Origin of the sequence: Mesorhizobium sp. M0778 (assembly GCF_040320105.1) — a bacterium.
Taxonomy (GTDB): domain Bacteria; phylum Pseudomonadota; class Alphaproteobacteria; order Rhizobiales; family Rhizobiaceae; genus Mesorhizobium.
The window spans coordinates 84565-103695 of record NZ_JAMYPA010000022.1 but is presented as its reverse complement, the minus strand read 5'-3'; the positions used below and the strand labels follow the sequence as shown (position 1 = coordinate 103695).

Below are 19131 nucleotides of genomic sequence, written 5' to 3'. Positions count from 1 at the left end.
CAATGCTCTTGCCATCGTCCACCTCCATCGAGGTGGATGTTGAATCAGCACAAAACGCAGCCGTCACATCACAATCGATTCATCGATCACAGGACGTGCTCTAGGCGACCTGTTGCAATCGGGCAGGGTCCATATACATCCACACATGGGACGCTAGGACTGAACGGCCCCTGCTGCCCTCCTAACGATGCTTTTGCGAACAGGCCAAACCTTTGACGATCATGTCATCGCTATGAAGCTGAATGCCGGCGTCCACTTATCAAGAAACGCCGTGACTGTACGTTGGATCGTGCGCTACGCGGCCTTCATCGCGAGTGCAGCCCATCCCTGCAATTCACGCCAGTCGGGCTCAAGCCTCGCAACTCGAGCAAGCCTGAATGAGGAGATATCCGCGAAGCTACATGTACCGTCGACAACTACATCGCGGATCGCTCGTCCGCTGGATGGCGAACGTCGTGACCCGACGACTGCGTCCTCCGCGACCGGAATCCCGTCCGCGCCCTGCTTCAGGATGAACGCCTTCTGCGCGTCCGAAAACTTCGATGCCTTCATCGTCTTCCGCTCCTCCCAGCCAAGGGATGTTACCGCGGAAAACTCCACTTTCGAACGATCCAGTTTTCAGGGATCAGAGCACAGGTCAGTCATGAGGTAGCTGGCCCTACACTGCGCGTCCGAGGATGGCTTCGGTCGGCCGAGTCGATCCTCATCACAGGAGGACGGACCATGTCAGATTACAGGGAAAATTTTGTAGGAATCGATGTCGCGAAGCTGAGGAACGTCATCGCGATTGCGAACGCCGGCCGGGAGGGAGAGGTTCGCTTCTTTGAAGAGGTCGACGCATCGGATACGAGCATGAGCCGCGTTGTACAGCGGATCGCCGCCAAGTTCTGGCCTGACCGGCCATGGTCTTATGGGCCGATCCGATTCGCTCGGCCGTGAATGCATCGTGGTGGCGTCGTCACTGATCCCAAGGGATGCTCTTGCGTTGGCTCGATTGCTGCGCCCTGGTGAACTGACGGCGGTGTGTCTTCCCGATGAAGGCCACGAAGCCATGCGGATCTCGTCCGCGCCCGGGCCGCTGCGATCGAGACGCTTCGTGCCCACCGGCAGCATGTAAGCGCGTTAATGCTCAAGCATGGTCGGGTCTACCCGCCTAAGAGAAGGGCTGGACGATGCGCTATCTGCGCTGACCGCAGGGTAGGGCCGGCTCGATTGAAACCACGATCTAATCGTAACGCGACCGCCAAAAAAGTTCGAGATGGTAGCTTGGCGTCCATCTCACTCTTAGATGACGACCATATGCAAGGTGAATTTGACGCAAGCGGCCGACGATCGATATGGGTTGGCCCAAGGTGAATTGACAAAAGCCTTCATATCTTGAGTCTGGCGCGCTCTCGTGGCGCTTTTTAGGCTTCGGGCACAATAACATCACGATGAGTAGGTAACGGGATGTCGACGCAAATCAGTGTTACTGACCCTAACAGCCTCGAGGGCCTCAAGTGGCGCTGCATCGGACCCGCAAGAGGCGGCCGCGTTGTGGCCGTCGCCGGGGACCCCAACGAGCCGATGGTGTTCTATTTCGGCGCCTGCGCGGGCGGGGTATGGAAGACGATCGACGGCGGTGTTTATTGGCGCTGCGTGTCCGACGGTTACTTCGGCAGTGCCAGCGTCGGCGCGCTTGCGGTCGCTCGATCGGACTCCAACGTTGTCTATGCCGGTACGGGCGAGGCAACGATTCGCGTCGACGTCTCTTACGGCGATGGCGTCTACAGATCGACCGATGCCGGTCGCAGTTGGACTCATATGGGGCTGAAAGAGACCCGCCACATCGGCAAGATCTGCATTCATCCCCACGACCCCGACATCGTCTATGTTGCGGCGCTCGGCGACGCGTTCGGGCCCAACGAGGAACGGGGCGTGTTCCGTTCCAAGGATGGCGGCAAGACCTGGCAGAAGGTCCTCTACCGCAATCCCGACGCTGGCGCCGTCGACATCTCGATGGATCCCAACAATCCGCGCATCCTTTTCGCCACGACCTGGCAAACGCGGCGTAGCTTCTGGAACCTCAGTAGCGGAGGGCCAGGAAGCGGAATCTTCCGCTCTCTGGACGGCGGCGATACATGGGAGGAGCAGTCCGGCCGGAACGGCTTGCCGAGCGGAGTGCTCGGAAAGCTCGGCGTCTCCGTTTCGGAAGCGCAACGCGGGCGCGTCTACGCCCTCATCGAGGCGGAGGGGGATAAGATCGGCCTCTATCGCACCGACGATTACGGCGACCGCTGGATCCAGGTGTCGCAGAACCGCGATCTGATGCACCGCCCCTTCTACTACACCCATGTCTTCGCCGACCCCGGACACGCCGATACGGTCTACGTGACCAATATACAGATGTGGAAATCGACCGATGGGGGGGCGAGCTTCACCGAGGTGATCACGCCTCATGTCGACAACCACGATCTCTGGTTCGACCCGGTCAATCCCAAGCGGATGATCGAAGGCAATGACGGCGGTGCCTGTATCACCTTCAACGGCGGCAGGACCTGGTCGTCGATCTACAATCAGATGACAGCGCAGTTCTATCGCATCGACGTCGACGACCGGCACCCCTATCGGCTCTACGCCACCCAGCAGGACAACACCTCGATCTCGGTTCCGAGCGCCTCGGAATGGGGCGTTATTACGCTGGGCGACTGTACCTATCCAGGCACCAGCGAGAGCGGCTTCATCGCCGTGGATCCCAGGGATCCCGACATCGTCTATTGCGGCGACATTGGAGCTTTGGGAGCTTTGCAACGCTACGACCACCGCACCCGACAAATTCGCTTTGTCAGTGTTTGGCCGGAAAAGACGAGCGGTATGGCGTCGAAGAATATGCGCTACCGCTTCGGCTGGACCTTTCCGATCACCTTCTCGCCGCATGATCTAAAGACACTCTATATCGGGGGCAACCACGTCTTCCGCAGTCGCGACGAGGGATCGAACTGGACCGTGATCTCGCCTGATCTAAGCCTTAACGACCCGGCTCGACAGGACCATTCGGGAGGCGACCTGACTCACGACGATTCCGGCGCCGAAGTGCACGCAACGTGCGCTTCGGTCGTGGAATCCCGGCATCGTAAGGGAGAGATCTGGGCTTCCACCGACGACGGCCTCGTCCATGTGACGCGGAACAACGGGGCCGAGTGGAGCAACGTTACGCCGAAAGCCATGCCCGAGCTCGCCTATGTCGGCTGCGTCGAAATCTCGCCGCACGAAGCCGACACCGTGTATGTAGCAGCCACGCGCTACAAGCTTGCCGATTACCAGCCCTATCTTTTCCGCACAAAGGACGGTGGCAAGAGCTGGGAGTCAATCGCCGGCGACTTGCCGCAGGGCGAGATCACCCGTGTGGTGCGCGCCGACCCGGTGCGGCCAGGCCTGCTCTTCGCTGGCACAGAGACCGGGGTCTTCTTCAGTCTAGATGACGGCGCGCACTGGTCGCGTATGGTCGGTGGCTTGCCCGTGGTCCCAGTCTACGATCTAAAGATCAAAGGAGGCGACCTCGTGGCCGGCACCCATGGCCGGTCCTTCTGGATCCTGGACGACGTCACGCCGTTGCGCGAACTGGCCGCTGATCAGAAAGACGTGAAGCTGGTGAGCCCGCGCCCCACAGTCAGGACCAAGCTTAACTGGATCGTTGGGCAGGGTTTCTCCAAGGTCGGCATGAGCTACAGCCCGGCTTATGGCATCGGCGCCGCCACAGAGATCGTGGAGTTGGAGGATGGGCGGGGCGATCGCCGCTATCTCGACTGCGGCGAGAATCCGCCGGACGGGGCGATCATCTATTACTGGTTGCCTGATGATGCCGAGGGCCCGGTCAAGCTCACCTTCCGGGACGCCGCTGACAAGACCATCATCGCCTTCTCTAGCGACGACGAGGACGCACCCTTCCATAAGAAGCCAGGCACGAAGGCTGGGGTCCACCGCTTCGTCTGGGATCTTAGGTATCCGGGACCGGCCAAGCTCGACCAGTCGCTGGTATTCCGGAAGTACAAGCCTCTCGCGCAGGAGGACGGCGACCTGAGCGGCCCGATGGTGGCTCCTGGCAGCTACAAGGTTGAGCTGCAAGCCGGCGGAAAGAGCCAGACAGTCGGCCTCACAATCGTCAAGGATCCCCGCATAACCACCACCGAAAAGGACTTCGCCGAGCAGTTCGATCTCTTACAAAGGCTATTTGACAAGCTCTCGGCGCTCAATCGGGCGGTGAATCGCATTCGGCTCCTGAAGCGTCAACTGGCGAATGTGCAAAAGCGGCTCGACGACGGTGACAAATCGCTGGGCGAGCGTGCTGAATCCTTGGTCGGGCAGCTCGAGGCGATCGAGGGAGTGCTGATCGACGTCAAGCGGGAGACGCCTCGCGACCGCGACGATCGCAACCCGCCCGGGTTGAGCGATAAGCTGATCGACCTCGTCAATGTGGTGGCCATCGCGGACGCGGCGCCGACGCTGCAAGCCCGGCAGGTTTCCGATGAGATCATGTCGAAGGTCGACGGCGAGATCAAAAAGCTGGATGAGGTCGTAACCGACGAGCTCATTACACTCAATGTCGCGCTTCAAGAGGGCCAGCGTCGATCTGCTCGGGACCGGCAAGGCCTAGGTGGGCAGTGAGGAAACACATACGGCTCAGTGAGCATTTATTCCAGGAAGGAGAATAGACATGGATTTTATCGAGCGGATTTTCGGCGTATCCCCGGATGGGGGCGATGGCACAACCGAGACGCTCTACATTATACTGGCGCTTGGCGTCGGAGGGATTGTGGGCGCCCGCTGGTGGCTCCGCCGACGCGCCGCCGCGGTGCGGCGCCGCTAGGCTGTGTTCTTCCAGGGTCGAGCTCGTGGCCGGCCGTGCCGGCAAAGATCGAGACTGTCTTCCGCCTAGGGTCGGGGCCCGCTACTGCTCAATGAGCCTGAGGGGCGCGCTTGATCCGCGTATGGTGATGACACAGCGTCTGGCGCCTAGAGTTGGCTCGACCGCCGTGGAACACGGCGGTCTAGCATCGATGCGCGAGTATACCTGCTTCCGCCGCCTCCCAAGGCGTTCGGCCCGGCAGCGAGCTTCGGCTCCTGCCGGGCGTTCACCTGGGCTCTTCGCGCAGGCAACGCTTCTCGCGACCAAGCTGATTTAGAATACATGAAAGCTTCAAATACGTGATCTCGCGATGATCGCGAAAGGGAATTCTAGTCACTGAACCGGCCAGAGACGCAGCGCATTACCGCTATCGGGTTAATAGTACGTATAGCTCAAAAATTTCAAAAATTATTCAGCGCAGACGCGAACGCCGTTGGGAAGCAAAAAATGACTGGATCCAGTCTTGGAAACGGATTCAGGCCGAGCTTTCAGGTTTGGCTATGAAGGACCTTTCAGCGCGTTATGACTCACTGCAATGAGGTGGTAGGGAGCGGAGTTCAATCTCGTCGTGCATTGCTGAAGAAACTGCTGTTGCTCATTTACTTCCAGAGGAATTAACCGCCTTGGCCTTCGAATTCGTCCATAGGTTCGCGGCCGAAGCTGCGCAACGTCTTGATGATACCAACGCCCGGGAGGTGGTTTCGTCCACGGTCCGAGCCGGGGACGCGCCTGGCTTTGTGGTTAGTTGCACTCTGGTCTCTCCACCCGCAGAAACGGCGCTGCAACGATGACCACTTCACACGAGGGAAGTCGAAGCGCGAACAGGTCGCCGCGACAGACGTTGTGGCCGCTCTACCTTGTTCTTTTCGTGCTACTGCTCGCGATGGGGGTGGTGGCCTTGGCCAGCTGGGCGCTATCCCGTGCCGCCGCTGATGCTGCTCCGGATCCCCCCGTCATTGGCGGCGCGGCCGACTGGACCGCGACTGCGGAGACGGTCGTTTGGGGAATCAGGCTGCCGCGGATTGCTGGCGCGCTGCTGGTCGGCGCCAGTCTGGCCGCGGCCGGGACGACCTCAGTGCATCTTCCGCAATCCGCTGGTTTCGCCCGCGATCCTCGGCGCTTCGCAAGGCGCGGCCTTCGGCGCCTCGCTGGCCCTGCTGTTGCGCCTGTCTTGGTCGGGCGTCATGGGCACGTCTGTGGCATCCGGCATCCTCAGCAAATCGGCCACTGCGATGATCGTCCGCCATCTCGGCAGTGGCTCGATGATCACGTTGGTACTGGCGGGCCTGGTGGTAGCCGCCGTTTTCAACGCGCTGGTTGCGGTGGTGCAATACATGGCCGACCCGCTTGACGTACTGCCGTCGATCACGTTCTGCCTGATGGGCGGCCTAAACCGCATCGACAGTGACGATCTCGTCATCATCGGCGTTCCTATCGCACTTATGCTCGCCCAGCTTTACGCCTTCCGCTGGCACATAAATGTGCTGGGCGCTGACAATGACGCGGCACGGGCGCTCGGGGTCAACGCGCCGCTGGTGAGCGGCGTGGCCATCGCCGGAGCCACCGTGCTGACCGCGCTCGCTGTCAGCGTAAGCGGCATCGTCGGCTGGGTCGGGCTGGTCATCCCGCACATAGCCCGCTTTCTGGTCGGTTCCAATTTCGACCGTCTCTTGCCGATCAGCGCCCTGACGGGCGGCCTGTTCCTGCTTGCCATGGACACACTGGCGCGCAGCGTTGCGACACAGGAGCTGCCGGTCAGCGTCGTTACCTCGCTCGTCGGTGCGCCATTCTTCGCCATCGTGCTTGGCCGTGCCCGGAGGCACTGGTTCTGATGGCCCCGCTGGTCGTCCGCGACGTCTCCGCCACTCACGCCGGCAACGTTGCACCGACCCTGCGCGGGATTTCGATCCTGGCCGAAGCGGGCGCGGTGCTGTGCCTTCTCGGGCCGAACGGGTCGGGCAAGACGACGCTGCTGCGCTGTCTCGTCGGGCTCCAGGGCGGCGGCGCCGGTATCGAGATCGACGGCCGCCCGCTGGGAGCTTGTCCATTCGGACCTGACCGAGGAGACTGGAGTTACTAGACTAGGCTTCAGCATCCATCGGAGGGTCCGAATGAACATCCACAAGAATGCCCGTCTCACGTCGCTGCGTCGAGAGGAGATGGCGCTGTCGGTGATAGAAGGCGCTTTTTCCAAAGCCCATGTGGCGCGCGTCTACGGCGTGTCGGCCAAGATCGCGGCGCGCTGGGTCGAGCGTTATAAGGTCTGTATCGACGACGCTTCCCGCATCGCCTTCTTCCAGATCCTGCCCGACGAGAAACAGGAGAGCGCCATTGCCTTCCTCAGGCGGCGGTGGCCTACTACGCCAGCCTCGGCGTCACCATAGCCCGCGTCATGACCGACAATGGCTCCTGCTACAGATCGAAGGCATTCGCCAAGGCCTGTCGCGATCTCGGCCTCAAGCATGTCAGGACAAGGCCCTATACGCCAAAGACCAATGGCAAGGCCGAGCGCTTCATCCAGACGGCACTGCGAGAATGGGCCTATGCCATCGCCTATCCGACTTCAGACCACCGCGCCGCCGAACTGCCTGTCTGGCTGCACAGATACAATTGGCGTCGGCCACACGGCAGCATAAAGTCCAAACCACCCATCAGTCGCCTCGATCTAACCTTGGACAACCTGTTGAGGCTCCACACCTAGACAGCCTCGACCGTTTCGGAATCGGCCACCTGGCGAACCATCCGTTCAACCTGTCGAGCGGTGGCGAGCGCCTGCTTGCGTTGATCGCCCGCGCAATCGCACAGGACGTGCCGACGATCGTGCTCGACGAACCGACGGCCAGCCTCGATTTCGCCAACCAGACGCGCATTCTCGACATCATCGCTGGCCTGGCGACGCAGGGGCGCACAGTGGTATTTTCCACGCATGATCCCGACCACGCCCTGGTGGCGGCGACGCGAGCGGTGCTGCTGAAGCACGGGCTCGTGCTCGCATAGGGAGACGTAGCCCATGTGGTCAGAGATGTCACGCTGAGCGCGCTGTACGATGTGCCGGTGCGGCTGGTCTCCGTCGGTGTAGGCGACGATGGCTTCGGTCCCATGACCGTATGTTTTCCTGTCCGAGCGAAGCCCGCCGATTGGGTAGGTTCCAAACTCTGAGGGAAAATTGACATTATGCGTCGATCCTTACTGAAAATTTCAGTCTTCTTACTGCTCCTGTTAGGCTTCGCCCTGCCGGGGGCGGATGCAGCCGGGGTCCGCACCATCACCGACATGGCAGGGCGCAGCGTCGTCGTGCCGGGCGAAGTCAAGGGGTTCGCCACCATGGGCGCCGTGCGCCACTAAACAGCCTACTGTTCGCCCTCGGCGCGTCGGGTCGACTCGTCAGCGGTTTGCCGCCGCGGTTCGGCAAAAACCCGCGCTGGACCTTTCAAACGGTCTTCGCGCCGCAATTGGCTGACGCGCCGTTGATCGAGACGAAGAGCCGGGAACCGGACCTGGAGACGATCCTCGCGCTCAAGCCGGATGTCATCTTGACGACCTATCCGGCCATGGCGGATGCGGGGCGCGCGTCGGCGTGCCTGCGGTCGTCATTGAATGGCAGGAGCCCGATGACGTGAAGACGGCGCGGGCGATCATTGGCAGCCTTCTCGGCAAGGAGAAGGAAGCCGCCGCCTATGTCGACTATTTCGACCGAACTCTGGCGCGGGTCTCGGCGATTTCGCAATCCCTTGCCGGCACTGGGAACGCGGGTGCTCTATTTCCGGCCGGAGACGATCAGCCAGCCGCATCTCATTGTGGAGTGGTGGATCCGGCAGGCGGGCCATCCCGTAACGGCCGAGCGCAGCATGTCGATGGTGAGATTGATTAGCATTGGTGGATCTCATCGATGAAAGTAATCAGGGTCACATAGATTGGAGCGGTCGATAATGGCAGTTGGTTCGGTGAAATGGTGGTGGCCGGACGCGTCCCGGTAGAAGCTTCCAGGCGCGCCGGTTGCGACTTTGACTTCCTTGACGGATTCGTTGACCTTTGTTGGAAGCCTGGCAAAACAGTGTTGTATTAGCGACACAAAAACCAGACATGAAAGGCCAACGCAGTAAACGGAAGCGGTTTTTTGAGTTGGCATTGCTTTTGCGCTTTGAACTGCGGAGTACGCCAGCAACGGAACCGGTCGGTGTGCCAGCCGATGATTTGGCCTGACAACCTGATAGGCTCAAGATCCTTCGATCAGCTCCGTGCGACGGAATGGGTCGATGCCGGGGAATAACACCGGCTAGTTAAAACCTGTCAGTCGCTGGGCTGCCCCCACGCAATATATGCGCGATCTGTTCTATGGCGATCAAGTTTGTCCCTCGGAACGGACAAACGTACTCGTGGCCACAAAGAAGGTACTTATATTGCCATTATTACAATACAGTAAGGTCTAGCTACAGGAGAGTCAAATGTCTGATGACGTGATCTACGACGCCAATTGGGCTTCGATTTATGATAAATATACCACTCTACGAGGTAGGATTGCCGAGGCAGACGCAACCGTTGCTTTTCTTGAGGGATACGCCATCGGAGGCAGTGCTCTTGAACTTGGTATTGGGGACGGACGGGTGGCAGTGCCATTGAGCGAACGGGGCGCCAGAGTGGAAGGTATCGACAATTCGGACAACATGCTGGAACTTCTCACTAGGCGCACAGACCTGGTTAAAGCTTGGAACGGAGACATTGCCAACTTCCGGTCAGAGCAACGCTACAATCTGGTGTATTGCATTTATAACACCTTTAAGCTGCTCTCCACACGTGAATCCCAAATAAGTTGCCTCCGATCTGCCGCGGAAGCGCTAGATGAAGAGGGGATTTTGGTGATTGAACTCGATGTGCCGGCCTTGGATGGTTTCGTCAGCGGACAGAGAATTACTACACTACTCCTGGATCAGGAGAATACGATCCTTCATACCGAGGTCCACGATCCACTATCTCAGAACTTAGCCTCAACCCTCCTATGGTTTTCTGGTACATCGGTTAAGCGCTTACCGCATCGCGTTCGCTACGTTTATCATCAGGAACTCGATACAATGGCCCAATGTGCAGGTCTGAGACTAGCGGAGCGTTGGGGAGATTGGGCGAGAGGTCCGTTCACCGAAGGGTCGAACCGTCATATCTCAACTTACCGCCGTCTCGGTCTGTAGTTCGGTGTTTTGTAGGGCCCAATTTTTGATGAGCGTCCTCCAAAAAAGCGCAAGACAACTCTCCATTGCAGTATCGTCATTGCGGGATCGTATTGGCGATGGGGATAGTCTCTGTTCGCAGGGCCTACAAGCCGCATCCGCGGCTGGCACCTGGCCCGCTACTCCTGCCGCGCCCTGCTGAATGTCGGGACGATCTTGCCCGCTGGTCGGCGGCAGCGGCCGCCGCCATCCAAGCTCGGCCCGCACCGTACGTTTCTGCTTAGCCCCTGTGGCCACGAGGGATGGGCATCGCCATGCCGGAGCTTGCCATCGAATTTGTTGCTGCTACACGCGGTATCGTAGGATCATTCATGGCGGATGTGGTCTCGAGAAAACAGTGCGGATCGGCGCAAGCAACCGGACCCTGCGTCATTTCCACGCTTGCACCACATGCGCCATGCGCCAACCCCAATGAATTTTCAGGTGAGGGGGCCCATTCGCTATTCGGTGGCAAAGGTGTGGGCTCCTGTTGAGCAGGCCAGTCACGTGGGAAGGAACCCCTTTGTCGGAAAACGTCGGGTAGCCGACAACTGCTGACGGGTTTTCAAGGTCGCCCACGATCAGCGTTCGACGAAGTCGTATTTTAATCCATTGATTACTCTGCGGATTATTTGTTCGCGAGCTCTCTGCGTGCAGTTGGCACGATTGTTGAAGCTCCCAAGTCGCAACGCTTGACGAAAATGGGATTGGCCGCGTTCCGGCGAAGTGTCCAAGTTGGTTCCTGATCACCGCAGGGCGGATGACCGAAACTGTAATGGAGACCCTACGATGCAACCTCTCACATCGACTCTGTCCGGTCCGCGCCGGCCGTTACGTTTTGGCGGCAACAATATAGCAGATGTTATCGCCAAGACTTTGGAAGAATTTCCGTCGAACACCGCTGTGCGCACGAGTGAGAATGGCGACATAAGCTACCAGGAGTTGGGTATTTCCGCGTTCAGTCTTATGGATCGATTCAAGACCGTCGGTGTTCGTCCCGGTGATGCGGTGATTGTCAAACTTCCTCGATCAGTTGATTTGGTCACTGCCATTCTCGCCACTCAAATGATGGGCGTTGCGTTTGTGCCTGTTGATCCATCGGAAACGGACGGCCGATTGGATCCCATACTGCGCAATACCAAGGCAAATGCCATCGTTAGTCAGGATCCGAGTGGTTCGATACGCATTGAGCGCCCTCTGACGAGCGACGGCGGCAATTCGGGGTTCACAGACATCGCGTATGTCATGCATACCTCCGGGACTACGGGAATCCCGAAAGGGGTACCAGTTTCCCAGACAGCTCTTCTGAATATGGTTGACTGGAATATCGACATGCTCGATTTTTCGGAAAGCGCCAGCATTTCGCAGCTTACACGACCAACATTCGACCTCTCAATCCCCGAGTTCTTCGTACCATTTGCGACCGGCGGGACAATTGTCTTACCTAGCACGGAACTGGGAGGACAGATAATCGAAACGATTGAATTCCTGATACAAAGCGGCACAAATGTTATTCAAACAGTTCCGACATTGCTGCGGCGCTTGTTGGGATCCCTTGAGCGAATTCCTTACCTATCGGAACGATTCACCGACCTCAGATATGTGCTCTGCAGTGGCGAATCCTTACAAGATTCAATCAGGCGTCGGTTCTACTCGGTCTTTCCCAACACCACTCTGATAAATCACTACGGACCAACCGAGTGCTGCGTTGGAGTTAGCTATCACTACTGTCGACGTCTCGATGAAGAGCTTCCAATGTACATCGGGAATCCAGCCCCTAACGTCGATTTATTTGTTCTTGACGATAGCAAATCCAACGTCGGATTTGGTATCGAGGGGGAGCTCTGGGTGGGCGGTATGCAGACGTCCCACGGCTATGTGGCTGACGATGCCCAATCGAAGCTGCGCTTCGTGCCATTTACTACGTCCAACGGCGTGCAAGCTCTGTACCGCACTGGGGATTACGTAGTGGCATCGGAAGAACATGGGTTGCGGTTTGTCGGAAGAAAGGACGATCAGATTAAGTACCGAGGAATCCGACTGGAGAAAGGAGAAATTACCAGCGCGATCGACCGGACGGGCCTCTGCGCAGATTCAGCAGTAGTCGTGGTGGATAGAGATGACGATACGGGGCAGGAACTGGTCTGCCTGGTCACGCCCGCGAGCGCCGACGTGGATGAAGTTCGCCGGCGGCTGTTAGATGCGCTGCCTAATGATCGTATTCCGAGGCTCGTTGCGTCTCTTGTAGAGCTTCCTTTTACTGCCAATGGAAAGCTCGACCAGCGCGCCCTTGAGAGAACTGCCAAGCAGGCGCTGAGGGCAACCGAGAGCTGTGACGCACCCGAGGCCGAGCGTACAATGAGATCACCGTTGGACCATTTGCTGAAGGCGGTACACGCCGTCAAGCGAAAATGGGTATTGCCCGGCTCGCTGGTACGAGAGTGCAATATTGATTCCCTGGACTTCCTCGAGATACAGATCAAGTTGACCGAAACCGGCCTTATGTTCTCCGACGACGTTTATCGAGAGCAAGACCTGTCGCTTGAGGATTGGGCAAGGCGAATGCAACCAGTCTATCTTAGCGAATCTCAAACGGTCAAGCGAAGAAGTGGAGAGATTGCCGAATTGCGGAATGAGCTAGCACAAGTTATCGAATACATTGAGATGCTATCTCCTGGAACAATTCTACTGCATTCGTCGCTAGCAGCATTTAGAAACGTAACGTCGAATGACGTTACATCCCTTATTCTCAAAGAGATAGAGAGTCTCTCGTGTTCTTGTACCGTAATTATTCCGGCATTCACATTGAGTTACTGTGAGACCCGGTCTTTTCACTGGACAAAAAACAAGTCCGAAACGGGAGTTTTAGCCGATATTGTCATGCGAGAGCTTCCGGCTGGGCGCACCAAACATCCCGCCTATTCAATGGTCGTGATCGGCCCGAGTGCGCAGGAATTGTGCGAAGCCGACTGGTGGAAATGCAGTCCGTTCGGTGACGACTCGATATTTGGTGAGATAAGCCGTTCGGCTGGTTTGATTGTCGGCCTAGGCACGTCAAGCTTTACTCATGTGCATCGGTGCGAACTGTTAGCGGATGTGCCCTACAGCGAGACGATCAACTTGCAAGGGCGCGCCGATTTCGGAGGCGGCGCGATTGACGTGGCGACGCCCGTTTATATTCGCGACATCAAGGGCCGACCCGAATATTCGTTTCTTGCACACGATACCACGCGTGACATTCGCGAAATGAGAGGTGTTATGCGGGAGTTCGCAATAGCCGGGACCTACGCAAGGCTGGTGAACGCAGTAGACATGGAGTCCAAGCTGGTTCCCATCATGCGAACCGAACCATTCGGATTCTTACATCATAGTGCCAGAGCCGAGGCGCAGCAGGCATATCCGAGCGAAGAGCGAAATTCTTAGCCGTGACATGTCCTAGATCGATGGCCTAAGGAGTTTGAGACATGACGGCCCAAAAAGGTTTTATTCTACCACCAGCTTTGAGCGAGGAGGTGCGTGGTGCGAGCCGTTCGCGTGGCGATCCGTCGTCAGAGGTGGTCTATGCGTTTGCGGACGACCGGTTCGGAGGCAATCCGGCGGCCGTCGTGCTTTATGATAGATATCCAGAGATCGCCGAGTGCCTGCTGCTGGCCCAACATTTTCACCAGCCTGTGACAGTGTTTCTTCGCGCCTTAGAGGAGACTGACGATTTCGAAATTCGCTGGTTTACGCAGAATTCCGAATTGGACCTCTGCGGACATGGAACATTGGCAGCGACATATTGGCTGTTTAGCGCCGGTTATGGTCGCTCCAATCGAATCCTTTATCACTCCCGGAGCGGGCATCTCGAGGCTTGGCAAAAAGGCGATGTCGTACAAGTCGCGCTTCCGGTTATTGACACGACTCCTGCGGATCCGATGGAATACGAAGCAGTCCAACGATGCATGAATATCCAGGTTAAGGAGATTCGAAAGGCATATGATGATTATGTTGTTATCGTCGACAACGAACATGCCGTCGTTAATTATGTGCCTAATTTTCACAGCATAGTTCAGATCGATTGCCGCGGTGTTGCGATCACAGCTCTGGCTGATCGAGACGGAGTGCTCAGGGAATTTGATTTCGTATCAAGGTTCTTTTCCCCAAGAATCGCAATCGACGAGGATCAGGTCTGTGTGTCGGCACACTGCAAGATCTACCCATACTGGGCAAGGGTCCTGGGTAAAACCGACTTGCGCGCGCTGCAGGCATCTAAGAGCGGGGGAGTTCTTGAGTTCTCATCATCGGAAGGCCGCGTAATCGTTGGAGGAAAAGCAAAGCTGGGGGTCGATCGATAGTGACGGCGCAGCTGAGATAGACGGTGTTCCAGTGGACTATCGCCGTGACGATGATTGAGACCTGCGGAATGTCTGGCTTTCGAACGATCGGTCGCAGATTTCGCCTCTCTTATGGAATTCGAAGACAGCACGCTTGAGTTTTGTGCGCTGCCTCGCCCTTGTTGAGACCGGCTTAGAACCGTTGACGCAAAGCCGGACTGGAATACCACTCGATCATGAACAAGGATCGTTCGATACGGCCGAGCTCCCGCAAGGCTTTGGCCATCTGACTCGGATTCGGTGAAGCAGCCAGCTTTTGGAGAATCATCGAGGGTGCAACGGTACGCGCGCCGATCTACGTCACGTCGCCAGATGTCGAGGATCGTGTCGTGGTCGAACAGCTCGTCCAAAACATAGGCCACTGGTAAGTGGGAAGGCTACCCCATCTGGCGCAGCAAGTATGCGGCAGCGATGATGACACTGAAGTAGCCGAGGAGCTTTCAGTGTCAATTTCTATGTCTGCGCCTATGCCTGCGGATAGAAGCTTTCAATTGGACATCTCGAACTACCGGCATTTCCAGAGGGGTGGTGCGGCAATGAGGTTGCGAACAGCCTGACGCGCGGCGGTGGCTGGATTTCGGTCGTTGGGGCTGATGCTGGTTGCCGATTTCGGCATCGCGGCGGCGTTTTCCGCCGCTCTCGCCGTCATGCGAACGCAGTTCGCCCCTGGTGCCAAACGAAGCGGGTGAGATTGTAGGCGAGGTTGGCCATGCCGATCTTGGTGCGGGCGCGGGCGATGCCGATCGTGCGGACAAACAGGCCCATACGGGATTTCTGCTGCGCGAAGACGTGCTCGACGAAAGCGCGGATCTTTGAGCGCCGGCCATTGGCCCGTGCCATCGCCTCGCTCATCGGCCGGCCTTTCGGCTTCTTGTGATGAATGTCGGAGACGTAACCGTTCTTGTCCAGCCACGCCTCATTCTTCTTCGAGCGGTAGGCGGCGTCGGCCCACACCGTCGAGCCGGTGTTGTTCTTGTCTAGCACGTTGCGAAGCTGCGCCCCGTCCCAGGCCGAGGCGCCGGTGACGTTCCAGCCGCGGATGAAGCCGTGCCTGCGATCGATCGAGGCATGGTTCTTGTAGCCGAAGGCGGGAACGGCGATATCGCGCTGCTTCGTCTTTCCCTCCTCATCGGCCTTGGCCTTCGAGAACTTCACGGTCCAGCGCGCGTCCCGGTCTTTCTGGCGCAGCTTGGCTGGCTTCTTCTGCCACTCGTCCGGCACCTTTCCTGCCTTGATGTCGGCCTTTTCAGCATCGGAATTGCGTTTGCTTCGGCGCCGCCACGATCGTGGCATCCACGATCTGGCCACCCATCGCCAGATAACCGGCCTTGGTGAGGTGCTTGTCAAAACGGGCGAACAGGTTCTCCATCGCCAGGGCCTGCGTGAGGTGCTCCCTAAACAACCAGATGGTCTTGGCGTCGGGAACCTTGTCGCCGAGCCCCAACACGAGGAAGCGCATGAAGGAAAGCCGGTCCTGGATCTGGAACTCGGCCTGATCGTCCGAGAGACTGTAGAGCGCCTGCAGAACCAGGACCTTGAACATCATCACCGCATCAAAGGGCGGCCGGCCGCCTTTGGCGCCATCGGAGCGCTTCAGCGCCTTGGCCAGCGGTTTCCGGAAAACCTCCCAAGGCACCACCGCGTTCAGCTTCTCCAGTGGATCGCCGGCCTCGCTCAGCCGGACATAGCGCTCGTCAATGTCCCAGAACCCAGCCTGGCCTCACATCCAACGTCTCCGTGCAAATCACCAGGCGAAGTGAATCAAAATGCGTTCTCGATTGCCAGGTTTTTCGAGGTGTCGAATTGATTGAGGCGGTTGCGGATCGCTTCGAGGGTGCACCGGTCGCGCGGAGGCGGCGATGGTTCGGATGCGTTCAAGACCGAGATGGTAGCAAGGATCTCTGAACCTGGCGCCAGTGTTTCGGCCCTGGCTCGAGAGATCGGGATCAGCCTATCGCAATTGTTCGGCTGGCGGGCTGCGGCGTCCAAGACGGATGAGGTGGAACGCGCCGGCAAGGATGAGGAGGCCGGCCTTGGGAGGCTTCAGGCTCACCATTCCCGCACCATTGAGATTGTGGTCAATGGCATGACCGTCCGGGCCGGTGCGACTGTGTGCAAGGACCATCTGCGGCGTGTTTTGCGGGCGGCGCGCTCAGTATGATCCCGGCAGGGGTGAAGGTCTATCTTGCGAGCCACCCGGTGGACTTCCGAAAAGGCCTCGATGGCCTGCTTGCGCTGGTGCGGGATGCCGGCTCGGATCCGTTCTTTATGCGTCGGGCGAGATTATGTGGCGGAGCCTTCCTGGTGCCAGCCTAGGCCCGCCGGTCCGGATTTTTCCGCCACATAATATTTAGATGCTGTTCAGCAGTTGCAGAACGGAGTCATTTGGTCGGAAACGCACGCCGTGAGCGCCGGTGACGCCCGCCTTCTCGAGTCCATTGCGCATCATCTCGACATCCGCTGCGGCATAGCGGTGGGTCGTGGCGACCTGTGCGTGCCCGAGCCAGGCTTGGATCGTCAAAAGGTCCACGCCGGACTGGAGAAGCTTCATGGCGAGGGAGTGCCGGAAGATGTGCGGCGATATGGGCTTGTCGGCCAAGGCCGGCCTGGTAGGCACGGCCTCTGTGGCCGCACGCCGCACGATATGGGTCGCTCCGAAACGAGTCAGGCGTTCGTTGCGGGCGCCGACGAATATCGCTCGCGGCTCGTGATGGGCGATCCCGCGCTCGCTCAACAAGGATGTCAGCGCCCGCGCCAGGTCCTTAGCAATGGGGACGACGCGGTCTCTGCGCCCTTTGCCGCGCAGCAGTACTTGTGGGTGCGGCCGTTCCAACTGAAGGTCGTTTGCGTTGACGCCGGTGGCTTCGGAGACCCGGGCGCCGGTCCGTGCCAGAAACAGTAGAAACGTTCGGTCGCGCCGCCCACGGGACGTCCTCTGATCGGGGGCCGCAATAAGGGCGTCCACTTCGGCTTTGGTGAGGTGGTGCGTCACCTCAATGTGAGCCCGTTTTATGGGAATCGTCAGCACGCGTTGGGCGACACCGAAGGACGCCGGGTCAGCGGCTGCTACGTGATGGAAGAAGGATCGGATGGCCGCTAGTCGGGCGTTGCGCGTGGCGATGACGTTCTTGCGCTTCTCCTCGAGCTCGTCGAGGAAGGCGAGAACGAGGTCTCGATCGAGGTCTTCGAGTGCCAATGCGGCCGGCTTCTTCGCCAATCGGGTGGCGGCAAAGATGATCAGCATGCGCAAGGCATCGCGATAGCTGGCCACGGTCGCGGGAGTCGCATTGCGTTGTTTGGTCAAGCGCCGGCGAAAGTAGGACTCCAGGAGCGGCGCCAGCAGCAGGTGTTCGCTCATGCTGCACCTCCGTCGAGGAAGGCGCGCTCCGCCGCAATGGCGAGAAGATCTGCCGAACCGGTGAGATAGTAGGCAGTGTCGCTGTAGCTGGCGTGACCGAGATATGTGGCGAGCAACGGGAGCAACGCCTGAACGTCTGCGCGCTGCTGATGCCAGAGGCCGAGACGGGTCACGGCGAACTGGTGCCTGAGATCGTGTGGCCTTAATGGCTTGCCGCCATCGAGACCAGCAAGCTTGCGGGCCTCGGCAAAGCCGTTTTGCAGGCCTGTCGCCGAGAGGCGATTGCCACGAGAGCTGAGGAAAAAGGCCTGGTCCTTGGGCATGGGAAAAGCGGCATCCCGTTCATGGACGTAGCTACGAAGGGCAGCCTGGGTCGTCGTGTGAACTGGAACGAGACGGTCCTTGCGGAACTTCGTCTTCCGAATGAGGAGAATCCCGTTGGCCAGATCAACGTCGGAACGATCAAGTCTGACCACTTCGCCTGATCGCAGCCCCGAGCTCGCCAATAATCCGATCAGCGTGGCCATTGTCCGCCCCTTGAGAAGGATTCCCGGCGAGATGCGGCGGCATGCGTCGATGAGTGATGCCAACTCGGCCTCGCTGAGGATTCGCGGAGGCGGAATCGCTCTGGATCTGGGGAAAGCTCTGCGCTCCAAGGCTTCGGTTCGCGCGTCATAGACGGCGAGATATTCGTAAAACCGGCGCAGCACGCCGTGACGACTGACACGGCTGTTGGCGGCGCCGCTGAACGACAGGGCAAAATCCAGCGCCAAAGTTCGAGTGGCAGGCCCATCGAACTGAGCGCGCTCAATGTACCTCACGAAAGCCCGCAACGTGCCGGCTTGCTTGCTGAAGGCATAGCCGAGGGAGTGGCGTAGCTCGATGTAACACTCGGCCTTCTCGCCGAGGAATCGGGCAAAGGCGGTCATGCCACGCCTCCCGGAAAGGGAAGTGCGACCTCGGCAAGTTGCGACGTCGCGACCTTTACGTACAGCGCCGTTGTGTTGATGCTGCGGTGTCCCAGGATATCGGCGACCTCGTTGATCGGCCTTCGCTGCTTGACGAGCTGGGTGGCAAGACTGTGGCGCAGGAGATGCGCACCTGCGACCTGCCCGAGTTCAACCCCGCCATGTCGCAACCGCTTCCGCACGATCCTCGAAACAGGCGACGCGCATTTGAATGGTGCCACGGGCGGCGTGAAGGACAGGAACAGATACGGACTATCCACCTTCGGTCGAGCGCGCAGGACGTAGTCGGCGAGCGCGGCACCGGCTTCCTCGATGAGCGGGGCCACCCATCACGCTTGCCCTT

The 19131-nt window shown here is 58.8% G+C and carries 16 protein-coding genes and 4 pseudogenes; 14 read left to right on the top strand and 6 right to left on the bottom strand.

The annotated features are described in order from the left end of the window. Positions 1 to 294: 294 nt before the first annotated feature. Entirely contained in the window at positions 295 to 552 is a 258-nt protein-coding gene (locus tag NKI22_RS25425) for a hypothetical protein (RefSeq protein ID WP_352959135.1), read from the bottom strand. 171 nt (positions 553 to 723) lie between these two features. On the opposite strand from NKI22_RS25425, the pseudogene NKI22_RS25420 reads away from it, so the two are divergent. The 13 genes and pseudogenes from NKI22_RS25420 to NKI22_RS25360 all read left to right on the top strand — a co-directional run. Then, positions 724 to 1184 (top strand): annotated as a pseudogene (locus NKI22_RS25420) (transposase); the annotation flags it as partial. Between the two features lie 265 nt (positions 1185 to 1449). Beyond that, entirely contained in the window at positions 1450 to 4644 is a 3195-nt protein-coding gene (locus NKI22_RS25415; RefSeq protein WP_352959119.1) for a VPS10 domain-containing protein, read from the top strand. 49 nt (positions 4645 to 4693) lie between these two features. Beyond that, positions 4694 to 4846 carry a hypothetical protein gene (locus tag NKI22_RS25410; RefSeq protein WP_352959117.1) on the top strand — a complete coding sequence of 51 codons (153 nt, stop codon included), beginning with the start codon at positions 4694 to 4696 and terminating at the stop codon, positions 4844 to 4846. Positions 4847 to 5907: 1061 nt separating this feature from the next. Continuing rightward, positions 5908 to 6717: a FecCD family ABC transporter permease gene (locus NKI22_RS25405; RefSeq protein ID WP_352959115.1), complete on the top strand. Its 810-nt coding sequence runs from the start codon at positions 5908 to 5910 to the stop codon at positions 6715 to 6717. Then, positions 6717 to 6965: an ATP-binding cassette domain-containing protein gene (locus NKI22_RS25400; RefSeq protein WP_352959113.1), complete on the top strand. Its 249-nt coding sequence runs from the start codon at positions 6717 to 6719 to the stop codon at positions 6963 to 6965. The genes NKI22_RS25405 and NKI22_RS25400 overlap by 1 nt, the downstream gene beginning before the upstream one ends. A 31-nt stretch (positions 6966 to 6996) precedes the next feature. Continuing rightward, a pseudogene (locus NKI22_RS25395) lies at positions 6997 to 7586 on the top strand (integrase core domain-containing protein). After that, positions 7496 to 7882 carry an AAA family ATPase gene (locus tag NKI22_RS25390; RefSeq protein ID WP_352959111.1) on the top strand — a complete coding sequence of 129 codons (387 nt, stop codon included), beginning with the start codon at positions 7496 to 7498 and terminating at the stop codon, positions 7880 to 7882. Before NKI22_RS25395 ends, NKI22_RS25390 begins: the two are co-directional and overlap by 91 nt. 177 nt (positions 7883 to 8059) lie before the next feature. Further along, entirely contained in the window at positions 8060 to 8230 is a 171-nt protein-coding gene (locus NKI22_RS25385) for a hypothetical protein (protein WP_352959109.1), read from the top strand. Between the two features lie 47 nt (positions 8231 to 8277). After that, positions 8278 to 8505 (top strand): hypothetical protein, encoded by a 228-nt coding sequence (locus tag NKI22_RS25380; RefSeq protein ID WP_352959107.1) that lies wholly within the window; start codon positions 8278 to 8280, stop codon positions 8503 to 8505. Next, positions 8502 to 8756 carry a hypothetical protein gene (locus tag NKI22_RS25375; protein WP_352959105.1) on the top strand — a complete coding sequence of 85 codons (255 nt, stop codon included), beginning with the start codon at positions 8502 to 8504 and terminating at the stop codon, positions 8754 to 8756. The genes NKI22_RS25380 and NKI22_RS25375 overlap by 4 nt, the downstream gene beginning before the upstream one ends. A gap of 574 nt (positions 8757 to 9330) precedes the next feature. Next, complete coding sequence (locus tag NKI22_RS25370; protein ID WP_352959103.1) at positions 9331 to 10068, top strand: class I SAM-dependent DNA methyltransferase; 738 nt, start codon at positions 9331 to 9333, stop codon at positions 10066 to 10068. A gap of 807 nt (positions 10069 to 10875) precedes the next feature. Then, on the top strand, positions 10876 to 13509 hold the full coding sequence (locus NKI22_RS25365) for an AMP-binding protein (protein ID WP_352959101.1): 2634 nt from the start codon (positions 10876 to 10878) through the stop codon (positions 13507 to 13509). Positions 13510 to 13550: 41 nt separating this feature from the next. Beyond that, positions 13551 to 14423, top strand: coding sequence for a PhzF family phenazine biosynthesis protein (locus NKI22_RS25360; RefSeq protein ID WP_352959099.1), 873 nt, complete (start codon positions 13551 to 13553; stop codon positions 14421 to 14423). On the opposite strand, the pseudogene NKI22_RS25355 reads toward NKI22_RS25360, so the two are convergent. Beyond that, positions 14422 to 14757, bottom strand: a pseudogene (locus NKI22_RS25355) (Tn3 family transposase); the annotation flags it as partial. The gene NKI22_RS25360 and the pseudogene NKI22_RS25355 sit on opposite strands and share 2 nt — an antisense overlap. Positions 14758 to 15107: 350 nt before the next feature. Then, positions 15108 to 16161 (bottom strand): annotated as a pseudogene (locus tag NKI22_RS25350) (IS5 family transposase). A 135-nt stretch (positions 16162 to 16296) separates the two neighbouring features. Between NKI22_RS25350 and NKI22_RS25345 the strand changes: the two are divergent. Continuing rightward, positions 16297 to 16623: a transposase gene (locus NKI22_RS25345; protein WP_352959097.1), complete on the top strand. Its 327-nt coding sequence runs from the start codon at positions 16297 to 16299 to the stop codon at positions 16621 to 16623. 189 nt (positions 16624 to 16812) lie between these two features. On the opposite strand, the gene NKI22_RS25335 is transcribed toward NKI22_RS25345, so the two are convergent. Genes NKI22_RS25335 through NKI22_RS25325 form a run of 3 tightly spaced genes read right to left on the bottom strand, consistent with a single transcriptional unit; the run spans position 16813 to position 19114 of the window. After that, positions 16813 to 17820, bottom strand: coding sequence for a tyrosine-type recombinase/integrase (locus NKI22_RS25335; RefSeq protein ID WP_023699563.1), 1008 nt, complete (start codon positions 17818 to 17820; stop codon positions 16813 to 16815). Then, on the bottom strand, positions 17817 to 18749 hold the full coding sequence (locus tag NKI22_RS25330) for a tyrosine-type recombinase/integrase (RefSeq protein ID WP_352959093.1): 933 nt from the start codon (positions 18747 to 18749) through the stop codon (positions 17817 to 17819). Before NKI22_RS25330 ends, NKI22_RS25335 begins: the two co-directional genes overlap by 4 nt. Continuing rightward, positions 18746 to 19114, bottom strand: coding sequence for a tyrosine-type recombinase/integrase (locus tag NKI22_RS25325; protein ID WP_352959091.1), 369 nt, complete (start codon positions 19112 to 19114; stop codon positions 18746 to 18748). The genes NKI22_RS25330 and NKI22_RS25325 overlap by 4 nt, the downstream gene beginning before the upstream one ends. Positions 19115 to 19131: the final 17 nt, after the last annotated feature.

Bases quoted from the DNA above. Each gene is read 5' to 3' on its own strand.
- NKI22_RS25425 (WP_352959135.1), bottom strand. From the start codon at position 552: ATGAAGGCATCGAAGTTTTCGGACGCGCAGAAGGCGTTCATCCTGAAG.
- NKI22_RS25415 (WP_352959119.1), top strand. From the start codon at position 1,450: ATGTCGACGCAAATCAGTGTTACTGACCCTAACAGCCTCGAGGGCCTC.
- NKI22_RS25410 (WP_352959117.1), top strand. From the start codon at position 4,694: ATGGATTTTATCGAGCGGATTTTCGGCGTATCCCCGGATGGGGGCGAT.
- NKI22_RS25400 (WP_352959113.1), top strand. From the start codon at position 6,717: ATGGCCCCGCTGGTCGTCCGCGACGTCTCCGCCACTCACGCCGGCAAC.
- NKI22_RS25385 (WP_352959109.1), top strand. From the start codon at position 8,060: ATGCGTCGATCCTTACTGAAAATTTCAGTCTTCTTACTGCTCCTGTTA.
- NKI22_RS25370 (WP_352959103.1), top strand. From the start codon at position 9,331: ATGTCTGATGACGTGATCTACGACGCCAATTGGGCTTCGATTTATGAT.
- NKI22_RS25365 (WP_352959101.1), top strand. From the start codon at position 10,876: ATGCAACCTCTCACATCGACTCTGTCCGGTCCGCGCCGGCCGTTACGT.
- NKI22_RS25360 (WP_352959099.1), top strand. From the start codon at position 13,551: ATGACGGCCCAAAAAGGTTTTATTCTACCACCAGCTTTGAGCGAGGAG.
- NKI22_RS25335 (WP_023699563.1), bottom strand. From the start codon at position 17,820: ATGAGCGAACACCTGCTGCTGGCGCCGCTCCTGGAGTCCTACTTTCGC.
- NKI22_RS25330 (WP_352959093.1), bottom strand. From the start codon at position 18,749: ATGACCGCCTTTGCCCGATTCCTCGGCGAGAAGGCCGAGTGTTACATC.